Source organism: Nocardia vinacea, assembly GCF_035920345.1.
Classification (GTDB): Bacteria; Actinomycetota; Actinomycetes; order Mycobacteriales; family Mycobacteriaceae; genus Nocardia; species Nocardia vinacea_A.
The window spans coordinates 2,521,878-2,541,068 of sequence record NZ_CP109149.1 but is presented as its reverse complement, the minus strand read 5'-3'; the positions used below and the strand labels follow the sequence as shown (position 1 = coordinate 2,541,068).

General features: G+C 65.4%; 17 protein-coding genes. 9 read left to right on the top strand and 8 right to left on the bottom strand.

The window, feature by feature from the left end; translation table 11 throughout:
- Positions 1–17 precede the first annotated feature (17 nt).
- Positions 18–968, bottom strand: a complete 951-nt coding sequence (locus OIE68_RS11960; RefSeq protein WP_327101646.1) for a LysR family transcriptional regulator — start codon at positions 966–968, stop codon at positions 18–20.
- Positions 969–1,092: 124 nt separating this feature from the next.
- Here OIE68_RS11960 and OIE68_RS11955 point away from each other — a divergent pair, with 124 nt between their 5' ends.
- The 3 genes from OIE68_RS11955 to OIE68_RS11945 are packed head-to-tail and all read left to right on the top strand — an operon-like array spanning position 1,093 to position 4,266.
- Positions 1,093–2,247 carry an acyl-CoA dehydrogenase family protein gene (locus OIE68_RS11955; RefSeq protein ID WP_327099446.1) on the top strand — a complete coding sequence of 385 codons (1,155 nt, stop codon included), beginning with the start codon at positions 1,093–1,095 and terminating at the stop codon, positions 2,245–2,247.
- A gap of 34 nt (positions 2,248–2,281) precedes the next feature.
- On the top strand, positions 2,282–3,445 hold the full coding sequence (locus OIE68_RS11950; RefSeq protein WP_327099445.1) for a CaiB/BaiF CoA-transferase family protein: 1,164 nt from the start codon (positions 2,282–2,284) through the stop codon (positions 3,443–3,445).
- Positions 3,442–4,266, top strand: a complete 825-nt coding sequence (locus tag OIE68_RS11945) for an FAS1-like dehydratase domain-containing protein (protein ID WP_327099444.1) — start codon at positions 3,442–3,444, stop codon at positions 4,264–4,266. The genes OIE68_RS11950 and OIE68_RS11945 overlap by 4 nt, the downstream gene beginning before the upstream one ends.
- Before the next feature lie 33 nt (positions 4,267–4,299).
- Here the strand turns inward: OIE68_RS11945 and OIE68_RS11940 are convergent, their stop codons facing one another.
- A complete protein-coding gene (locus OIE68_RS11940) occupies positions 4,300–4,635 on the bottom strand; it encodes an Lsr2 family protein (protein ID WP_327099443.1) in 336 nt (111 codons plus the stop codon).
- A gap of 345 nt (positions 4,636–4,980) precedes the next feature.
- On the opposite strand from OIE68_RS11940, the gene OIE68_RS11935 reads away from it, so the two are divergent.
- Both OIE68_RS11935 and OIE68_RS11930 read left to right on the top strand, forming a co-directional pair.
- Positions 4,981–5,793: a ParA family protein gene (locus OIE68_RS11935; RefSeq protein ID WP_327099442.1), complete on the top strand. Its 813-nt coding sequence runs from the start codon at positions 4,981–4,983 to the stop codon at positions 5,791–5,793.
- A gap of 117 nt (positions 5,794–5,910) precedes the next feature.
- Positions 5,911–7,266 (top strand): NAD(P)/FAD-dependent oxidoreductase, encoded by a 1,356-nt coding sequence (locus OIE68_RS11930; RefSeq protein WP_327099441.1) that lies wholly within the window; start codon positions 5,911–5,913, stop codon positions 7,264–7,266.
- Between the two features lie 104 nt (positions 7,267–7,370).
- Here OIE68_RS11930 and OIE68_RS11925 read toward each other — a convergent pair whose 3' ends face one another.
- Positions 7,371–8,267 (bottom strand): alpha/beta hydrolase, encoded by an 897-nt coding sequence (locus OIE68_RS11925; protein ID WP_327099440.1) that lies wholly within the window; start codon positions 8,265–8,267, stop codon positions 7,371–7,373.
- A 95-nt stretch (positions 8,268–8,362) separates the two neighbouring features.
- Between OIE68_RS11925 and OIE68_RS11920 the strand changes: the two genes are divergently transcribed.
- From OIE68_RS11920 to OIE68_RS11905, 4 genes are all read left to right on the top strand, one after another.
- Positions 8,363–9,424, top strand: coding sequence for a helix-turn-helix domain-containing protein (locus tag OIE68_RS11920; RefSeq protein ID WP_327099439.1), 1,062 nt, complete (start codon positions 8,363–8,365; stop codon positions 9,422–9,424).
- A gap of 70 nt (positions 9,425–9,494) precedes the next feature.
- On the top strand, positions 9,495–10,400 hold the full coding sequence (locus OIE68_RS11915) for a serine/threonine-protein kinase (protein WP_327099438.1): 906 nt from the start codon (positions 9,495–9,497) through the stop codon (positions 10,398–10,400).
- A 183-nt stretch (positions 10,401–10,583) separates the two neighbouring features.
- On the top strand, positions 10,584–11,819 hold the full coding sequence (locus OIE68_RS11910) for an MFS transporter (RefSeq protein ID WP_419150697.1): 1,236 nt from the start codon (positions 10,584–10,586) through the stop codon (positions 11,817–11,819).
- A 21-nt stretch (positions 11,820–11,840) separates the two neighbouring features.
- Entirely contained in the window at positions 11,841–12,713 is an 873-nt protein-coding gene (locus tag OIE68_RS11905; RefSeq protein WP_327101644.1) for an ABC transporter substrate-binding protein, read from the top strand.
- 7 nt (positions 12,714–12,720) lie between these two features.
- On the opposite strand, the gene OIE68_RS11900 is transcribed toward OIE68_RS11905, so the two are convergent.
- The 5 genes from OIE68_RS11900 to OIE68_RS11880 all read right to left on the bottom strand — a co-directional run bounded on the left by OIE68_RS11900 (position 12,721) and on the right by OIE68_RS11880 (position 19,173).
- Complete coding sequence (locus OIE68_RS11900) at positions 12,721–13,623, bottom strand: alpha/beta hydrolase (RefSeq protein WP_327099437.1); 903 nt, start codon at positions 13,621–13,623, stop codon at positions 12,721–12,723.
- 33 nt (positions 13,624–13,656) lie between these two features.
- The gene (locus OIE68_RS11895) at positions 13,657–14,571 is read right to left on the bottom strand and encodes an undecaprenyl-diphosphate phosphatase (RefSeq protein WP_327101643.1); all 915 of its coding nucleotides are present in this window, start codon (positions 14,569–14,571) and stop codon (positions 13,657–13,659) included.
- Positions 14,572–15,221: 650 nt separating this feature from the next.
- On the bottom strand, positions 15,222–16,649 hold the full coding sequence (locus OIE68_RS11890; RefSeq protein ID WP_327099436.1) for an aspartate ammonia-lyase: 1,428 nt from the start codon (positions 16,647–16,649) through the stop codon (positions 15,222–15,224).
- Positions 16,650–16,660: 11 nt separating this feature from the next.
- The gene (locus OIE68_RS11885; protein ID WP_327099435.1) at positions 16,661–17,713 is read right to left on the bottom strand and encodes an asparaginase; all 1,053 of its coding nucleotides are present in this window, start codon (positions 17,711–17,713) and stop codon (positions 16,661–16,663) included.
- Entirely contained in the window at positions 17,710–19,173 is a 1,464-nt protein-coding gene (locus OIE68_RS11880) for an amino acid permease (protein ID WP_327099434.1), read from the bottom strand. Before OIE68_RS11880 ends, OIE68_RS11885 begins: the two co-directional genes overlap by 4 nt.
- Between the last annotated feature and the right edge of the window lie 18 nt (positions 19,174–19,191).

Sequence of the window (19,191 nt, the reverse complement as noted above, 5' to 3'; positions counted from 1 at the left end):
GACGGCAATCGATCTGGTCAATCCGCCGTGGTTTCGCTGCGGTCGACGAGTCGGGCCGAGGGCCAGCGCCCCTCCGCCACAGCGGTGCGTACCTGGCGGATGAGTTCGGCCGCAACGACTTCGGCGGCAGCGGGTACGCGGCCGGTGCGCGGTATGCCGAGGACGATCAGTCGCCAGACCTCCGGCTCGCACAGCGGTGCGGCGCTGAGCGTTCCGCTGGCGACATCGTCGGCAATGCCGACGCCGGGCAGGATCGTCCAGCCGTGCCCGCCGAGCACCAGCAGTTTCTGCATGCGCAGTGAATTGGTCTGGACGGTCACGTCGAAATTCACTTGCGTTCGCGCGGAGGCGCCGTCGATGAGGGCGCGCAGCGCATGCCCCGGCGCGGGCATCACCATCGGATGGGTCGCGACCTCGGCCAAGGTGACAGGACGGTCGGTATGCAGCTCGGCGCTCGGGGGTGCGACCACCCAGAGCCGTTCCCGTGCAAGCGGTTCGACATTGAGCGACGGTGTGCTGGTCAGGTTGTACAGCAGGCTCAGATCCAGATCGCCGTCGTCGAGCCAGCGCTGTAGATGTCCGGAATAGCCGGTGAGCACGCGCAATTCGATGCCGGGGTGATCGTGGGCGAGCGCCGAAACAAGCGGTTCGGCCAAGAGGTCGGCGGCGCTTTCCAGCAGGCCGACGGTGACCACCCCGGTGACGACACCGGGTGCCGGGCGGAGTTCGGCGCGGGCACGATCCAGTTCGTGCAGGGCTCGCCGCGCCCGCTCGACCATGACCGTCCCGGCCTCGGTCGGGCGCATACCCTGCCGGGTGCGCTCGAACAGTGCGACACCGAGTTCCTGTTCGAGCATCCGTATCTGCCGGGTGACCGCCGGTTGGACCAGGTGCAGCAACTCCGCGGCCTTGGTGACACTGCCGACCTCGGCCACCGTGACCATGGCCTTCAACTGCTTGAAGTCCATCCGCTCCTCCTGCGCATCGCGAACCGGCATAGTGGTATCAGAACTCGGCATTTTACCCAGGCCCGTATTAACTCTCACGATGATGGTGCGCGGGTGTATCGCCGAGGGTCGAGAGGAAGTCGTCGTGGACGAGCTCAACGAGGAAGAAACCGCGATCGTCGCAGTGGTGCGTGACTTCGTGGACCGGGAGGTCAAACCAGTCGCGCAGGAGCTCGACCACACGAACACCTACCCGGAGAAGCTGATCGACCAGATGAAACAGCTCGGGATCTACGGGCTGGCCATCCCGGAACCGTGGGGCGCGGCCAAGGTGTCCACACCGTGCTACGCCGCCGTCACCGAGGAGCTCTCGCGCGGCTGGATGAGCCTGGCGGGGGCGATGGGCGGTCACACGGTGGTCGCAAAACTGTTGCTGGACTACGGAACTCAGGAGCAGAAGGACCGTTACCTGGCTCGGATGGCGACCGGCGAGCTGCGCGCGACCATGGCGCTGACCGAACCGGGCGGCGGATCGGATCTGCAGGCGATGCGCACGACGGCCCGCCGGGTCGGTGAGGAATACATCGTCAACGGGTCCAAGACCTGGATCAGCAATGCCCGCCGGTCGGATCTGGTCGCCCTGCTGTGCAAGACCGATCCGGCCGCGGAACCCGCGCATCGTGGGATCAGCATTCTGCTGGTGGAGAAGGGGCCCGGATTCACGGTGTCGCGGGATCTGCCCAAACTCGGCTACAAGGGTGTCGAGAGCTGTGAGCTGACCTTCGACGATATGCGGGTGCCCGCATCGGCGCTGCTCGGCGGGGTCGAGGGTGCGGGCTTCGCGCAGATGATGCGCGGTCTGGAGATCGGGCGGATTCAGGTGGCATCGCGCGCGCTCGGCGTTGGTCGGGCCGCGCTGGAGGATTCGATTCGCTATGCCCAGCAACGGGAAAGCTTCGGCAAACCCATCTGGCAGCACCAGTCCGTCGGCAACTATCTCGCGGATATGGCGACGAAACTGACCGCCGCGCGCCAGTTGGTGCAGTACGCGGCGCGCCGATACGACTCGGGCGAGCGCGCCGATATGGAGGCCGGTATGGCGAAACTGTTCGCCTCAGAGACCGCCATGGAGATCGCGCTCAATGCCGTGCGCGTGCACGGCGGCTATGGGTATTCCACCGAATTCGATGTGGAACGCTACTTCCGCGACGCGCCGCTGATGATCGTCGGTGAGGGCACCAACGAGATTCAGCGCGGTGTGATCGCCCGCCAGCTGATCAGCCGTAACCGGATCAACTGAGTTGTCCGGCACCGACGTTCCCGGAAGGCACCGCATGCGCCGCCCTCTCGAAGACATCACCGTCGTCGCGGTCGAACAGGCCGTTGCCGCGCCGTTCGCGAGCCGTCAGCTCGCCGATCTCGGTGCCCGCGTGATCAAGATCGAACGCCCTGGTGGCGGCGATTTCGCCCGACGCTACGACCAAACCGTCCACGGGGAGTCGAGCTATTTCGTGTGGCTCAATCGGGGCAAGGAGAGCGTCGAACTCGACGTCAAGGATCCAGCCGACCGCCGGCTGCTCGATGCGATGATCGCCCGGGCCGATGTATTCGTGCAGAACCTGGTCCCCGGTGCCGCCGAACGGCTCGGACTCGACGCCGAAACGCTGCGCGCGGCCCGGCCCGAGCTGATCCACTGCTCGATCTCCGGCTACGGCCCCGACGGTCCGTATCGGTCGAAGAAGGCCTACGACCTGTTGCTGCAATGCGAGACCGGGCTCGTGATGTCAACGGGCACACCGGAAGTGCCCGCCAAAGCGGGCTTCTCGATTGCCGATATCGCCACGGGTATGTATGCCTACAGCGGCATCCTCACCGCGCTCTACGACCGGGCGCGCACCGGTGTCGGGGCGAGTCTGCACGTCGCGATGATCGATGCGCTCGGGGAGTGGATGAGCCAGCCCGCCTATTTCTCCCGCTACGGCGACGAACCACCGCGCCGCACTGCGGCGAAACATCCATCGATCTCGCCGTACGGTCCGTTCCGCACCGCCGACGGCACCGTATTCCTCGGTATCCAGAACGAGCGCGAGTGGACTGCGCTGTGCGACGTGGTGCTGAAACGCACCGACCTGATCGAGGATCCACGGTTCGCGACCAATACCGATCGGGTGACACACGACGGCGAGTTGACCGTGCTGCTGGAGCAGGTATTTGCGGCATTCGGCACTGATGAGGTCATCGAGCTGCTGGAACAAGCCGGTATCGCGAATGCGCGGTTGCGCACACCAGCCGAGTTCACCGAGCATCCGCAGCTCGCGGCCCGCGATCGTTGGCGGCCGGTGGATACACCCGGTGGGGTGATGCAGGCCATGCTGCCGCCGGTGGTGGGCGGCTGGGAACCGGCGATGGGAGCGGTGCCTCGGCTGGGTCGGCACACCGCGGCCTTGCGCGCGGAATTCGCATCGGTAGAACATGTTTCGAAGGAGTCGCCGGCATGACCGACGTGGTCGAACGCACCGAATTGCTGGTGCCCGGTCCGGCGGAGGCGCTGAGCGGGCTGCTCGGTGTGCCACTGCCCGATCTCGACAAGGGACTTCCGCTGCTGTGGCACTGGATCTACTTGCTGGAACGCCCCGCACAGTCGGATCTGGGACCTGATGGTCATCCGATTCGCAATACCGTTCCGGCGCCGCCGGGGCCTGGACGACGCCGGATGTGGGCCGGAGGGCAGGTGCGCACCCGCGGTGCGCTGGTGTGCGGCGAATCAGCGACGAAACGAACGACAGTGCTGTCCACACAGGAGAAACAGGGGCGCAGCGGCGCGTTGACCTTCGTCGTTGTCGGCCATCAGATACTGCAGGGCGATCGAATCGTCGTGGACGAACGGCAGGATATCGTCTACCGCGACGCCGTCGAGGCGAGCGGAGGAACCAGCGAACCGGAACCGGGCCAGGCCGCGAAAGTGCCTCCCGCCGAGGACGAATGGACCATCGAAACATCCCCGACCCTGCTGTTCCGGTACTCGGCGCTCACCTACAACGGCCACCGCATCCACTACGACCGCGACTACGCCCGCGATGTCGAGGGCTATCCCGGTCTGCTCGTGCACGGACCGTTGCAGGCGCTGGCCATGGCCGAGGCCGCCCGGGCCCGCGGGTACACCGGTGACCAGGTCTTCGACTATCGCCTGCGGTCGCCGCTGTTCGACCATCAAGGGCTGGTCGTCTCGGCGACCCCGCGCGACGGTGCGCTTGCGACCGTCGCGCGGGACGGTTTCGGACGGCAAACCGCTACCGGGACATTGCATCCCGCCGACTGACGACGGGGTGGTCAGCGCCAGGTTGCACAGCGGCTAGGCGTTGGCCTTCTCGTACGCTTGGGCTACTTCTGCTGAAATCCGTCCGCGGGCTGACACCGCGATGCCTTTGGCGCGAGCCCAGTCGCGGATGGCGACGGTGCGGGCGCGGTCGTTGGCCGTGCGCGAGGTCTGGCTCTTGCCCCGGGCTGCGCGGCCGATTTTGCGAGCGCTCGAGGTCCAGGGCTCGAAGATGCCGCGCAGTTGGCCGGCGTTGACGGTGGATAGGTCGATTTCGTATTCGACGCCGTCGAGGGCGAAGGCCACTGTTTCCTCGGCAGCGGATTTGCCGTCGAAGTCATCGACGAGCGTCACAACGACCTTGCGTGCCATGGGCATTCCTTTTCGTGGGTGGACAGCGGGCAGAGGATCGTAAGCAGAGGATCGTGATCATAACGAGCGGCCGCACAACGATCGAAGCTGGCCCGAATCGAAGACGGACGTGTGCAGTTTCTGGGATTCATTCCCGGCGATACGGTTTCGACCAAGCGGTCGGTTCAGTGAATTGTCAGCGATCGATGCTCTGATTGTTGATGATCAAGGACTCAGGCGGGGTTTGTTGTTCGGTCCCGGGGTGAACGGCTAACCTGGCGACATGTTGGCAAACTACCTGCGAGTTGATCTGCCTGGCAATCGGAGTGGCTCAGGGTCGGAGACGAGCCGAAGCGTTTGCGAATCGTGAGTGCGGTCAATGCGTCCGAACACTCGGTGCCCCGTGCCGAAGCGCAGGTCATCGCCCTGTGCAATCAGAAAGGCGGCGTCGGCAAGACCACCTCGACCATCAATCTGGGCGCAGCGCTAGCCGAATGCGGGCGGCGAGTGCTGCTGGTGGACCTCGATCCGCAGGGTGCGTTGTCCGCGGGGTTGGGCGCGGTTCTGAATGATCTGCGATCGACGGTATACGACCTGCTCGGGGGATCGGGATTGCTGATCGACGAGGTGTTGATCAAGACTCATGTCGACAACGTCGACCTCCTGCCGAGCAATATCGATCTGTCCGCGGCGGAGATTCGGTTGGTCAACGAGGTCGGCCGGGAACATGCACTGCGGCGGGTACTCGACCCGATCCGGGACCGCTACGACTACATACTCATCGACTGTCAGCCATCCTTGAGCCTGCTCACCGTGAACGCGCTGGCCTGTGCGGACGGTGTGATCGTCCCGATGGAGTGCGAGTTCTTCTCGCTGCGCGGGGTCGCGCTGCTCACCGACACCATGGACAAGGTCCGGGACCGGCTGAACCCGGGGCTGAGCCTGTTCGGCATCGTGGTCACGATGTTCGATCAGCGCCTGCTGCATGCGCGTCAGGTGCTGGCCCGGGTCGCCGAGGTCTTCGGCGATCAGGTCTACGAGACGGTGATCTCGCGGACGGTCCGGTTCCCCGACGCCAGCATTGCCGGTGAACCCATCACCACCTGGGCGCCTCGATCCGCCGGCGCCGAGCAATACCGGGCCTTGGCCCGCGAGGTCATCCACCGATCCGTCCGCTGACGCCACGTCTACGACATGCACGACCACGCCGCATCGGGGTAGGGTCGCCGTGCCCTGCCCGCGATCGACCGATCTTTCGGACGTCGTCGGCGCCGTCACACCGACGAGGAGGACCCGGTGAGTCGAAGGGGTAACCGCCGCGTCGGGGACCATGCGGTCGTACTCGGTGGCGGGATCGCAGGTCTGTTCGCGGCCCGAATTCTGGCTGACCACTATGCGGCGGTGACCGTTGTCGAGCGAGATCGGTTGTCGGCCGCGGAAACCAAACGCCGCGGCACTCCGCAATCGCAACATTCCCACGGCCTGCTGATGCGCGCCGCCGATATCGCCGAGTCCCGGTTTCCCGGCCTGATCGACGAGCTCATCACCGATGGCGCGAAGGCCGTCAGCGCATTCGACGATTTCCGGGCGATCTTCTTCGGAAACGTCCTGTATCGCGCCGAATTGGGCAGAACGTCCGTTGCCGCCAGCCGGCCATTTCTGGAATCGCATGTGCGTGCCCGGGTATCGGCGCTGCCGAATGTGACGATATGGGACGACGCTGTCGTCGCCGAACTGGTCGCCTCCGATACCGGTGTCGGCGGAGTGCGGGTGATGCGCCGGGAGACCGACGGCGAACCGGAGCCTGTCCATGCCGATCTGGTGGTCGACGCGATGGGCCGTGGTTCACGAGCTGGTGCCTGGCTCGAGTCGCTGGGGTACCCACGGCCACGCGAAGATCAGGTGCCCGTCGATATCGGCTATGCCACTTGCCATTTCCGCCTGCCGCTGGACGCCGTCGGCGGCGATCGGATCGTCCTGGTGGGACCGATGCCGAACCGACCGCGCGGGTTCGGGTTCGCGGCACAGGAAGGGGATTTATGGGTGCTCTCGGCGTTCGGCGTCGGGAAGGAAAATCACCCACCGGCGAGTCCGGACGCACTGCTGGATTACGCCGCCGAGTGCGCACCCGACGATGTCGCTACCGTAATTCGCTGCGCGATACCTGTCGACGACGTAGCGACCTACCGGTTCCGCACGGCGGTATGGCGCCGGTACGAACTGCTGGATCGCGTTCCGGGAGGAATACTTTCGATCGGCGATGCGGTGTGCAGTTTCAATCCGATCTATGGCAGCGGAATGACTGTCGCGGCCATTGCGGCGGATCTACTCGATGAGGTACTCCAGCAGGGGACCGACGATCTGCCACGCCGATACTATCGCCGCGTCGGCCGCATGCTGCGCACCCCGTGGTGGCTGACAAAGGTCAGCGATATGACGATGCCCCCCGTCGAGATCGGCTCACCAGGGGTGAAATCACTTGCGCATTCAGGCTTGAACAGGATGTTCCGGGCAGCGGCGGACGATCCGGCGACTGCGGCGAAATTCCTCGACGTGCTGAATATGACGAAATCCCCACTGCACATGTTCGATCCACGTGTCGCCGCCGCGACGATGGGATTGCATCGTCTTCGAGGACGCCGTACCGCGTAGGTCAATCGTGACAGCCTGGCATGCGATGCGTTCCGTGCGGGGCTGGGCAACGCTGTTCCCCGCCTTGGGACCAGCGTTACCCACATCGGGCCGAGGATTTCGGATCACTCGGCCAAGGCGCGCCGCAGGGCTCCGGCCAGTTCGGCGTTCTGCCGCTGTGACACCTCCGCGGACAGGATCGCCTGGGAGCCATGGAACGTGCCGGGCCACTGGTGCAACTCGACCGACACGCCAGCCGCCATCAGGCGCAATGCGTAGTCGATGTCTTCGTCGCGATTCGGGCAGAACTCCGCGGCGGCGATGTAAGCGGGTGGCAGGCCGGACAGATCGTTGGCTCGCGCCGGAGCCGCGTACGGCGTTGCGGGCGTGGAGCCCAGGAAATGCCCCCACATTTGCGCGACCTTGTCGCGAGTCACGAACGGCGTATCGGTGAAATTCCGCTGCGACCACGTCTCCTGCCGGTCGTCGAGTCCGGCCTGGTGGAGCAATTGGAAACGGATCGGCGGCCCTTGCTCGTCGCGCGCCCGCAACGCCACCGCGGCCGCGAGACCAGCGCCCGCGCTGTGGCCGCCGATCGCGATGCGCGTCGGGTCGATGCCGAGTTCGGTTGCGTGCTCGGCGGTCCAGTCCAGCACCGCGTAGATGTCATTGTGTGCGGCTGGGAACGGGTTTTCAGGGGCAAGCCGGTAGCCCACCGAGATCACGGTCGCGCCGGAGCCGTTGGCGAGCATCGTGGCCCACGGATGTTCGGTGTCCAGATCACCCATCACGAATCCGCCGCCGTGCAGCCACACGATGGCGCCCTGGGCCTGGTGCGGACGATAGATCCGCACCGGCACATCGGGATCGGCTGGGACCGTGCGATTTTCGATCTCCAGGTTCACGGCGTCGGTAACCGGCACCGCGGCGGCCAGCTCGGCGAGCCGTTTACGCGCGGTGGGCGGGTCGGACAGGTCGGACGGCGGGAAGAGCGAGACGAATGGTTCGAGTTCGGGATCCATGACAGTTATCCTCGCGATCGGTCGCTCGGAGTTCATCCGCCAACCGTCGGGCATTCCGGCCCCGCTCCGCGACGAGCGCCGCATATCCTGCAGACATGGATGCCTTGGTGGTCCGATTGTCGCAGTTGGATGTGGAAGCGGAAGGCGCGTTGCGTGTCGTGATGTTCTACGACACCCTGATGCGCCGGCGGGTGGATCTCCCGGCGCTGGCTCGGGCCTCGGCGGTCCTGGCCGAGTGTGTGACCGGGATTCGACTGCACGGCGCGGGACGAGTGATCCGATTCGCATCCGACGGGCGGGAAGTGTCGGGTCCGCCGCCGTCCGCGTCCACCACTGGGTCGATCATCCTCGACGAGGAGGAGATCGGCACGGTCTGGCTGGAACGCACCGGCGACTCCCGCTCGCTCGACGAACTGCTGTTGGAGCGGCTCGCTATCGCAGCGGCGGCGGTCGTCGAGCGATACGGCCCGGCACGCACCACCATGGCCGACCCGGCCCTGGTCGAACTGGTGATCAGCGCCGACGGCGACGAGGCGGCCAGGGCTCGGGCATTGCGGCTCTTGGGTTTTGCCGTCGACCTGCCGGTGCGCGTCGTGGCCGTTCGGTCTCAGCTTCCGCTCGACCAGGTCGGCGGCCTGATCTGCCCAGCCCGCCCGGTGAAGGCGGCACCGCTGGCCGATGTGGGCGTCATCCTGGCTACCACTGTGGACCCGGCCCGGTTTCCGGCAGGCGTACGCGCGGGCATCGGCGCCGCCGATTGCCCCGACCGGTCCTGGCGGGAAGCCCGTACCGCCCTGCGTTTCGCCACCGCGCGTAGCCCGATCGTCCACTACGACGACCTCGGGGCGCTGGCACTACTCGCGCAGGTACCCCGGGACGCTGCGCGCGACAACGCTGATGTGGCCGCGATCGCCCGAATGGCAAGCACCTCGGAAGATCTGGAGACACTCGACGCCTACTGTGCCACCGGCTCGCTGCGCCGGGCGGCCGAGTTGCTGCACCTGCACCACAGCAGCGTCGCCCGTCGCCTCGAACAGATCGAAAAGATGACGGGTATCGAACTCGCCGAGCCCACTGGACTGTTGCGGGCCAGGCTCGCGCTCACGGCGTGGCGGCTGCTCGACGAGACCCTCCACGAACGCATACCCAAGGACTGACCGCACCCGATTTCCCAGCAGCGAGAGGTTGCGCCGCCGATGCCGGGCGGCGGCGAACTACGGTGTGGCGGTGGTAGTGGAACCGAATGACCGGTTTGCTGGATTCGTTGTGCAGGCTCGGCTTGGTCATGGCGGTAGCAGTGATGTGTATCTGGCCGAGGATCTGGAACGGGCGCGGCCGGTATCGCTGAAGATTCTGGGTCCCGAGGACAGTCGGTCACCCGAGGCGCGTGCGCGATTCGTGCACGAGTTCGACATCCTGTCCGTGCTGCGGCATCCCAATATCGTGCGGATGTACACGCACGGTGAAACCGACGGCAGGCTGTGGTCGGCGCACGAGTACGTGGCAGGTACAACAGGGGCGACATTGGTGCCGATGCCGCACCGACAGCCGGACCTGCGGCGGGTGCTGCACGTGCTGGCTCGGGTCGCGGCGGGTTTGGATTTCGTGCACGCCAACGACATCGTCCATCTCGACGTCAAACCGGCGAATCTATTGGTGGGCCCGGACGACCCTGCGACGGTGAAACTTTCGGATTTCGACCAGACCCGATGGCTGCACCGGCCCGAACCGCCCCTGGCCACAAACGGTTTCGTCGTCGTCTCGGTGCCGTACGCCGCGCCCGAACTGCTGCAGGCAGGCGCAGTATGCCCGGCGACGGACCAGTACGCGCTGATCTCCACGGCCATCGAACTGCTCACCGGCCGCCCGCCGTTCCCCCGCGGAAATCTCATGGCCACCGCGCAGGCCCACCTGCACGATCCGCCTCCCGATATCTCTGCACGCCGGCACTGGATCCCACCCGAGGTCGACTCGATCGTGCACCGTTCGCTCGCAAAGGATCCGAATGCCCGCTACAACACCTGCACGGAACCTATCGCCCTACTCACCGAGGCCCTCCACGAGACCCGGCCAGGCAGCCCCTTCCTGATGCGATTGAACACGGCGTTCACCCGATCGGTGCTACGCCGGTAGCGATTTCGGCGGCAGCGAAATTCCCGACAGTGCCGGGCCGAATTCGAATCACCGTGATTTTCACGATGTGGAAAAGGTATTGCCTATTTCCGCCTGCGTCCGCAAGGTGAGTCGAAATATTCGCCCGGCGTAGTTGTATTCCGGTGCGTCGTCCACCGAGAGAAATGCGGGTTATCGAAAAGTATGACGACCTGCCGACAAGATGAGATATCGGTTGAACTGAGCTCGCTGCGGCCGCTGTTGTTCACCGTTTATGTACCCGCGGCGGCGTACGGGATCGGTATGGGGGCTGCGGCGCCGGTCATGACATTGACAGCGCTCGACTTGGGCGCATCGGTGGCGGTAGCCGGATTCTGTGTCGCGCTGGTCGGGCTCGGACAGATAATCGGCGATATTCCCGCTGGTCAGGTCGTATCCCGGCTCGGTGAGCGGGTGTCGATCATCGGTGCGAGCACTGCGGGCGTCATCGGTGTCCTATTGTGCGTGCTCGCGACGACGGTGCCGATCTTATGTGGGGGACTGGTGATCGTCGGGCTGTCCAATGCGATCTGGGGCCTGGCCCGGATGAGCTATTTGTCGGAGGCCGTGCCATTCGAACGCAGAGCGCGGGCAATGTCGCTATTCGGCGGTTCCATGCGGTTCGGTTTCTTCGTCGGTCCATTTCTCGGTGCCGCCGCGATCATGGGAATCGGCACACGCGGCGGATTCGTCGTCCAATTGATTGCGATAGCGGTGGCCGGATGGCTGATGGCCCGGCTTCCGGACCCGCGGACCTCGGCCGTCGGGACGATCCGGCAACCGCCGCTGTCCTTACTGGGCGTCGGCAGAGCTCATCGCAAACTATTGCTGACGCTGGGCGCGGGTTCGTTGCTGATGGGTGCCGCGCGTTCGTCGCGGGAAGCCGTGCTGCCGTTGTGGGCCGATCACCTCGGCACCACCGCCGCCACGGCCAGTCTGATCTTCGGCATCGGGGCCGGTCTGGATGTACTGTGCGCGTATCCGGCGGGCCATCTGATGGACCGGTACGGCAGACGATTCATCGCCGTACCGTCGCTGACCATCCTGGCCCTCACGTACTTCGCTGTGCCGCTGACTGATTCGGCACTCACTCTCGGCATCGTCGCGGTGGTCATGGGGATCGGGAACGGGATCGGCAACGGTGTCATCATGACCATCGGCGCCGATATCGCCCCTGCCGCCACCCGTGCCGAATTCCTTGCCGCGTGGCGGCTCACCCATGACGGCGGCTTTTTCGCCGGTCCGCTGGCGATCAGCGGATTGGCGGCGGTCGGTCCACTGGCTGTCGCGGTCCTGACCATCGGCGCCGTGTCGGCGCTCGGCGCCGTCGTCATGGGGCGATACATCCCCGTCTACATCCCCTGGCCCAACCAGATCGACCGAAAGGTGGCCGCACAATGAGGTTGGGCCTCGCAGGTCACGATTCCCGAACTCGCCGAGGATCTCGGCTTTTTCGAAGGCAAGGTGAAGCTGGACTGGCAGGGAAACACCATCAGCGGTCCACAGGATATCCAGTCGGCGGCTACCGGTCAGGTCGACTTCGGGGGCGCTTTCGGCGGTGCGGTGGCGAAGCTGGCGCACGCCGGTGCGCCGATTACTGCGGTGCTGAACTACTACGGCTCCGACGACAAGACGTTCACCGGGTTCTACGTTCCCGAGAACAGTCCGATCACGACTCCGAAAGACCTGCTGAACAAGAAGATCGGCGTGAACACGCTGGGTGGCCAATCCGAGGCGGATATCCACGATGCGCTGAAGAAGAGCGGTTTCGACGAGGAACAGATCAGATCGGTTCAGTTGGTGGTCTTGCCGCCGCCGAATACCGAGGACGCCCTCCGGCGCGGACAGGTCGACGTCGCTGCGTTGAGTGGACAGTTCCAGCAGCGGGCAATCGCGAACGGTGGACTCCGTGCGGTATTCACCGACTACGAGGAATTCGGTCCTTTCAACGGCGGTCAATACGTGTTTCGCAATGACTTCCTCGCCAAGAACCCGGCCAGTGTCGAGGCATTCGTGAGTGGAGTCGCCAAGGCGATCGAATGGCAGAAGACCACACCGCGTGCTGAAGTCATCGCCAGGTTCACTCAGATTATTGAGAAGCGGCAACGTCCGGGCGAGGATGCTTCGTCGGTGAAGTTCTGGCAGTCGGTCGGGGTGCCCGCTCCCAGCGGGGTAATCGCCGACACCGATTTCCTGCGCTGGGAGAGTTGGTTGCGGGATACCGGCGGGATCACCGGTGCCTTCGAACCGTCGAAGTTCTTCACCAATAAGTTCAATCCGAACGCGCCGAAGTAATGCTCGATCATTCAGTGGGAAAGGCGAAGTCGCGGATGAGTGCTGCGAGGTCCAGGGGGCGGTCGCCCTGGACCGAGTGTCCGGCGCCGTCGACGACCGCGACCTGGGCGCGAGGGCGGCGGCGGCGCAACTCCGCGACGTCGGCGTCGTCGACAACCGGTGAGCGTGCGCCGCGTACGAGCAGTAGGGGTGCTTGTACGGCGGAGACGTCGTCCCACAGGGGGCTGAAGTCGAGCGAGCCGTCGGCGGTGGGGCGGAGTCGGTCGTAGCGCCAGATCCAGCGGCCGTCGTCGCGTGGGCGAGCGTTGTGTAGAACTCCGCGGCGCAGCGACTGGACCGACCGGCTCGGATTGTGCGCGACGGTGCGCTCCAGGATCTCGTCGAAGGATCCGAAGTCGGTGGGGCCGTTGACGAATGCGACTATCGCTGCGGTCTTGTTCGGATTGTCACCGGTGCCCGGGGTGACGTCCACGATGACCAAGCGGCGCACCAGGTCCGGGCGGCGCGCGGCCAGTCGTACTGCGGTCAGCCCACCGAGGGACATGCCGACGATCGCCTTCGCCTGCGGCGCCACGGTCTCGACGGCGGCGGCGACCGCATCGGCCAGCCGTTGTGGTGTGTACAGATGGTCGGGCCACCAGTCGGAATGGCCGTGGCCGGGCAGGTCCAGCGCGACGAGTGGACAGTTCAGCGCCAGCGCCACGGTGTCCCAGGTGTGCGCGTTCTGCGCGCCACCGTGCAGCAGCACCAACTCCGGTTCGCCCTCACCCCAGCGCAGACCGCTGATGTGGCGACCGGAGCCGATGTCGACCGAGAACCGTTGCACCTCGGGCGGACCGGACCAGGGGAGCCCGGCCTCGGCCGCATTCTCGGCGAATAGTCCGAATTCGTCATAGTCCGGTGTTGTCATCTGAGCACGAAACCCTGTTTGTCGAAGATGGATTCAGCTGAAGTGGACGATCGAGAGCAGTCCGACGATCAGTGAGTACGTTGCGAACGGTAGCAGGGTGCGAGTTTGGAAGTGCCGCTCCAGGTAGCGCACGGCCAGCCAGGACGACGTCCCGGACACGATGGCGCCGACGAGTATCGGCCCGCGGATGCCGTCGGTTTCCGGTCCGAGCAGTTCCGGTAATTCCACGATCCCGGCCCCCAGGATTGCCGGAGTAGCAAGCAGGAAGGCGAATTTGGCCGCGTGGGTGTGTTCGAGACCGCGCCACAATCCGCCGACCATGGTCAGACCCGCGCGGCTGAACCCGGCCAGCAGGGCGCCGGCTTGAGCGAATCCGATGCCTACGGCGTCGCGCGTCCCGAGGGCGGCCAGCGGCCGGTCGGATTGGCGGGACGGATGCGATGTGGCGGTGAGGGCGAAACGTCGCCCGTATTCCGCCAGCGTCGGCTCATTGCGTCGGCGTAGCCCCTCACCGATCACCAACACCACGCCATTGAGCGTCAGGAAGATGGCCGCATCGATAGGCCCCTCGAACAGTGCGTGCAGCGGATGGACTAGTAGCGGCCCGAGGATGGCGACCGGCGTGGATGCGATCACGATCAGCCACGCCAATCGCTGCGGAACAGTATCGAGCCGCCGGGTGCGCAGCGTGGTGACGAAACCGCCGATTATCGCGCACCAGTCGCGCCAGTAATACCCGAGCAATGCCACGGCTGTCGCCACATGTAGCGCGACCACGAACGCCAGATAGGGATTACCCGCGCCGGACTCGTTCTGGACCAACAACTTCCGCCAATCACCGCCCACCCATGCGGCGATCAGCACGGAGTGACCGAGGCTGGAGATCGGAAACAGCTCGGTGACCCCCTGCACCGCACCGATGACAGTTGCTTCGAGATAGGTGATCATCGCGGACGATTCTTGCACGTGCGCGACAGTCCTTCCGGCTGGGAGTAGCACACGCCGATTTGTCCGAATACCGGTTCCCGCAGCACCTTTCGTGGGCGTGTTACCGTCCTGCGGCGTTCACCGGGATTCGCCTGTTCCGCCGCCGGTGGGCACGACTGGAGTCTGCTGCGTCGTGATACTCCAGCCCTGCCGGCGGCGTCATGCACGGAAAGACCTGCGGTGCCCAGCAATTCGTCGGCGAGCATCGAGCGAACTTCGTCGACTACGTCGCGTAGTGAGGTTCCCTCGGGGAGAGTGGGTTTCGACTACCGTGCCGCGATTCTCGCAAGGAATGCGGCGATTCAGTGCGCACTTGGCCTCTGGGATCGGCACACAGGCCATGTGCGGAGCACGGCAGGAGGAGTTTTCGACCCGCCCGGCGACACAGAGTGTCGCCGGGCGGGTTCCTTCCCCGATCGCTGCGCGAACGCCGCCACGTCGCACAGCGCTGCCATGCTAGCCCAACCGGCCCGCGGATCTATGCCGCCACGCCGACGTCGGCGTGTTCGAAGCCGAAGCGTAGACCGTGCGAACTTCGACGCACCAGGTCAGCGCCCGGCGACCGAGGCATGAAGCCGGCAGTGTGTCGCAGTGGAGCGCGACCGCGGTAGCTACTGCGCCACAGCAGGTTCGGTCGCCGGGGTCGGCAGTCCGGCGAGGCGGTGCGGCGCGAGTAGGGATTTCACGGTTTCGGCGGGCAGCAGGCCGAGTTCGGTGGCGATTTCCTCGACGGGGCGGCCGGTGTGCAAGGCCTGCTTTGCGATTCGGGCACTGGCGGCGTAACCGATGTGGGGGGTGAGGGCGGTGACGATGCCGATGGAGCGGCGGACGCCCTGTTCGAGATGGTCGCGATGGGGGGTGATGCCCGCGACGCATCTGGTTGCCAGGGCGTCGATGGCGGCGGTGAGGTGGGCGGTGGTGCGGAGCAGGCTGTAGGCGATGATCGGCTCGAAGGCGTTGAGCTGGAGCTGGCCCGCTTCGGCGGCCATGGTGACGGTCATATCGTTGCCCACAGCCGCGAATGCGACCTGATTGACGACCTCCGGGATGACCGGATTGACCTTGCCGGGCATGATCGATGATCCGGCTTGCACTGGGGGAAGCGAGATTTCGCCCAGACCGGTCGTCGGTCCCGAGGACATGAGCCGCAGGTCGTTGCAGATCTTGGACAGTTTGACCGCGACGCGCTTGACGATGCCGGAGATCTGTACGAACGCGCCGCAGTCCTGAGTGGCTTCGATGAGGTCGGCGGCCGAGGTCACCGGAATCCGAGTGATAGCGGCGAGATGGGTGCAGGCCAGCGCCGGATAATCCGGATGGCCGTTGATCCCGGTGCCGATCGCGGTACCGCCGAGATTGCATTCGCGCAACAGTGCGGTGCCCTCGTCGAGGCGAGCGCAGTCCTCGCGCACCATGATCGCGAAGGTGCCGAACTCCTGCCCGAGCGTCATGGGTACGGCATCCTGGAGCTGGGTGCGGCCCATCTTGATGACGTCGGCGAATTCGACTGCCTTGCTGTCGAATTCGGTCGCCAGTCGACCCAGTGCGGCGACCAGATCGTGGATATGGTGCACGATGGCGAGTTTCACCGCGGTCGGGTAGACGTCGTTGGTGGACTGGCCCAGATTCACATGGTCGAGCGGGTCCAGTTCGGTGTAGCTGCCGCGGTCGTGGCCGAGCAGCTCCAGCGCCCGGTTGGCGATGACCTCGTTGGCATTCATATTCGTCGAGGTACCGGCCCCGCCCTGGACGGGATCGATGGGGAACTGGTCGTGCAGTGCGCCACCGCGGATCTCGTCGCAGGCCGTATCGATAGCGTCGGCACGGCGCGAATCGAGTAGGCCGAGGTCCCGGTTGGCCCGGCAGGCGGCCTGTTTGACCGCGGCGAGTGCGGTGATCAGGGCCGGGTAATTGCCGATGCGGTCGCCCGTAATGGCGAAATTGTCCAGCGCGCGGGCGGTGTGGACGCCCCAGTAGGCCTCGCGCGGTACCGCGCGGGTGCCGAGGGAATCGCGTTCGGTACGAGTGCTTTCGGTCATCGGATTCCTGTTCAGTTGGATGTGTGTGGGAACGGCTGTGTCACGGGGTGATTCGAGAGTTCGCCGAGCAGGTTGGTCGTCATCCACCGGCGCAGTTCGCTACCGGACAGGCCGATGTCGACCAGGTACCCGAGTTTCGCGAGTGCGGCCTCCCTGGTCATATCGCCGCCACCGATGGCACCGGCATCGCGCATGGCCCGGCCGGGCTGATAGCGGTCGAGATCGACTGTGCCGCTATCACAGTGGGTGATGACCACTACCGGCGTTCCCCGTGCGGTGGCCGCGCGGATGACCTCGACCGTTGCCGAACCGTGCAGTGGCAGTGTGCCCGAGCCGTAGCACTCGAGTACGAGTCCGCCCTGGTAGTGGCGCAGTGCCGTATCGAGCAGGTCCGGATGCATTCCGGGAAAGACGGTGAACAGGCCGACGGATGGGCTGTCGATGCGCGGTCGAGTCTCGGGCAGTCGTGGTGGTGCGGTCGGCGGTGTGTACTCCCGGACCGTGGCGAATCCGTCGTAGTCGTCGCAGGCGCGTTTGCTGGCCCGCACACTCGGATGCAGCGACTCGCCGAAGGCGATAAACGTTCCCGGAACTGCCTGGGCGGCAATGCTGTTCAGCGCAAGCGTCAGGTTGCTCCGTGCGTCGCTACCGGGAAAGCCCAGCGGGATCTGCGCTCCAGTCAGCACGACGGGCACCTCGATACCGTGCAGCTCGAATGCCAACCGAGCGCCCACATAGGCCATCGTGTCGGTGCCGTGCACAACGACGATCCCATCCGGTTGCCGCTCCGCTATACCGGATCGGACCTGTGCGGCGATCCGGCGGGCAGTATCGGGCCCGGCATCGGCACTATCGATGACCTGCTCGAGTTCGGTGTAGTCGAACCGAACCGCGATGCCGTTCTCCCGCTCGAATCGTGCGATGGTGTTTGCGATTTCGCTGCCCAGACCCCGGCGGGGCCGCAGTCCGTCACCGTGATCGACCATCCCGAATGTGCCACCGGTGTAGAGGATGTCGACACTGATCTGCGAAAGACGGTGCGGCACCGTGGCGATCGAGGTCACGAGGTCTCCGATCCGGTTTCCGACATCGGAGCGAGCACGTCCGGATCCAGTCGACCCCGAACCCGGAACCAACCCACCACCATCGCGACGAGGACCAGCAGGAATGCCGCCAGCGTGATGCGCCCGATCTCGTCGTCGAAGAACATCAGCAGGATGACGGCGAGGAGGAAGCCGAGCGTGAGGATGTTGAGCACCGGCGCGAAGGGCAGCCGGAAGGCGGGCCTGCGGTAGTGCCCCTGCTCGGCTCGGCGCACGAAGATCCAGTGGCAGATCATGATCGACGCCCAGGTGCCGACGATGCCGAGTCCGGCCAGATTCAGCACGATCTCGAAGGCCTTGTGCGGCATGACGAGATTGAGCACCACGCCCGCGATACCGACCACGCTGGTGATCAGAATGCCGCCGTACGGTGCGCCGTTGCGGTTCATGCGCTGGGCGAAACGTGGTGCCGCACCGGCCACCGCCATCGAGCGCAGGGTGCGACCGGTCGCGTAGAGCCCGGCGTTGAGGCTCGACATCGCGGCGGTGAGCACCACCAGATTCATGACGTCGGCGGCGTGCGGGATGCCGATCGAACTCATCACCGTGACGAACGGACTTTCATCGGGGGAGTAGGCCGTCCACGGCAGGAGCAGTGTGAACAGGATGACCGAGCCCGCGTAGAACAGGATGATCCGCCACATGATGGAGTTGACCGCGCGCGGCACCACCAGTCGGGGATTGTCGGCTTCACCTGCGGCGACGCCGATCATTTCGGTGCCGCCGAAGGCGAACACCACACCGAGGGCGATGGTGAGCATGGGTGCCAGGCCGCGGGGGAACAGGCCGCCGTGATCGGTGATCGTCGAGATGCCGGGGACGTTCGCGCCGACCGAGGTGCCGGTGACGATGAATCCGATGGCCAGCACCATGAATACGACGATGGTTCCGACCTTGACCAGCGCGAACCAGAACTCGAGTTCGCCGAACAGTCGCACCGACATCACATTGAGTGCGACGACGACCATCAGCGCGATGAGCGCCAGTACCCACTGCGGCACGGGCACGAAGAACGACCAGAAGTGCGCGTAGAGCGCGACCGCTGTGATGTCGGCGACGAGGGTCGTCGACCAGTTCAGGAAGTACAGCCAACCCACCGAATACGCGCCGCGTTCACCGAGGAATTCGCGGGCATAGGACACGAACGCCCCGGACGAAGGCCGGTACATCACCAGTTCGCCGAGTGCGCGCACGACCATGAAAGTGAAGATTCCGCACACGATGTAGACGAGGGCGAGGGATGGTCCCGCGAGCGACATCCGGCCGCTGGCGCCGAGGAACAGCCCGGTGCCGATCGATCCGCCGATCGCGATCATCTGCATATGGCGCTTGCGTAGCCGCTTCTGGTAGCCGAGGTCCCCGATATCGATCCGCGGTGCGGGCGTGGTGGCGGCGGTCGACTGTTGGTCGTGATGTTGCATCGAAAACCTTCCATGGGC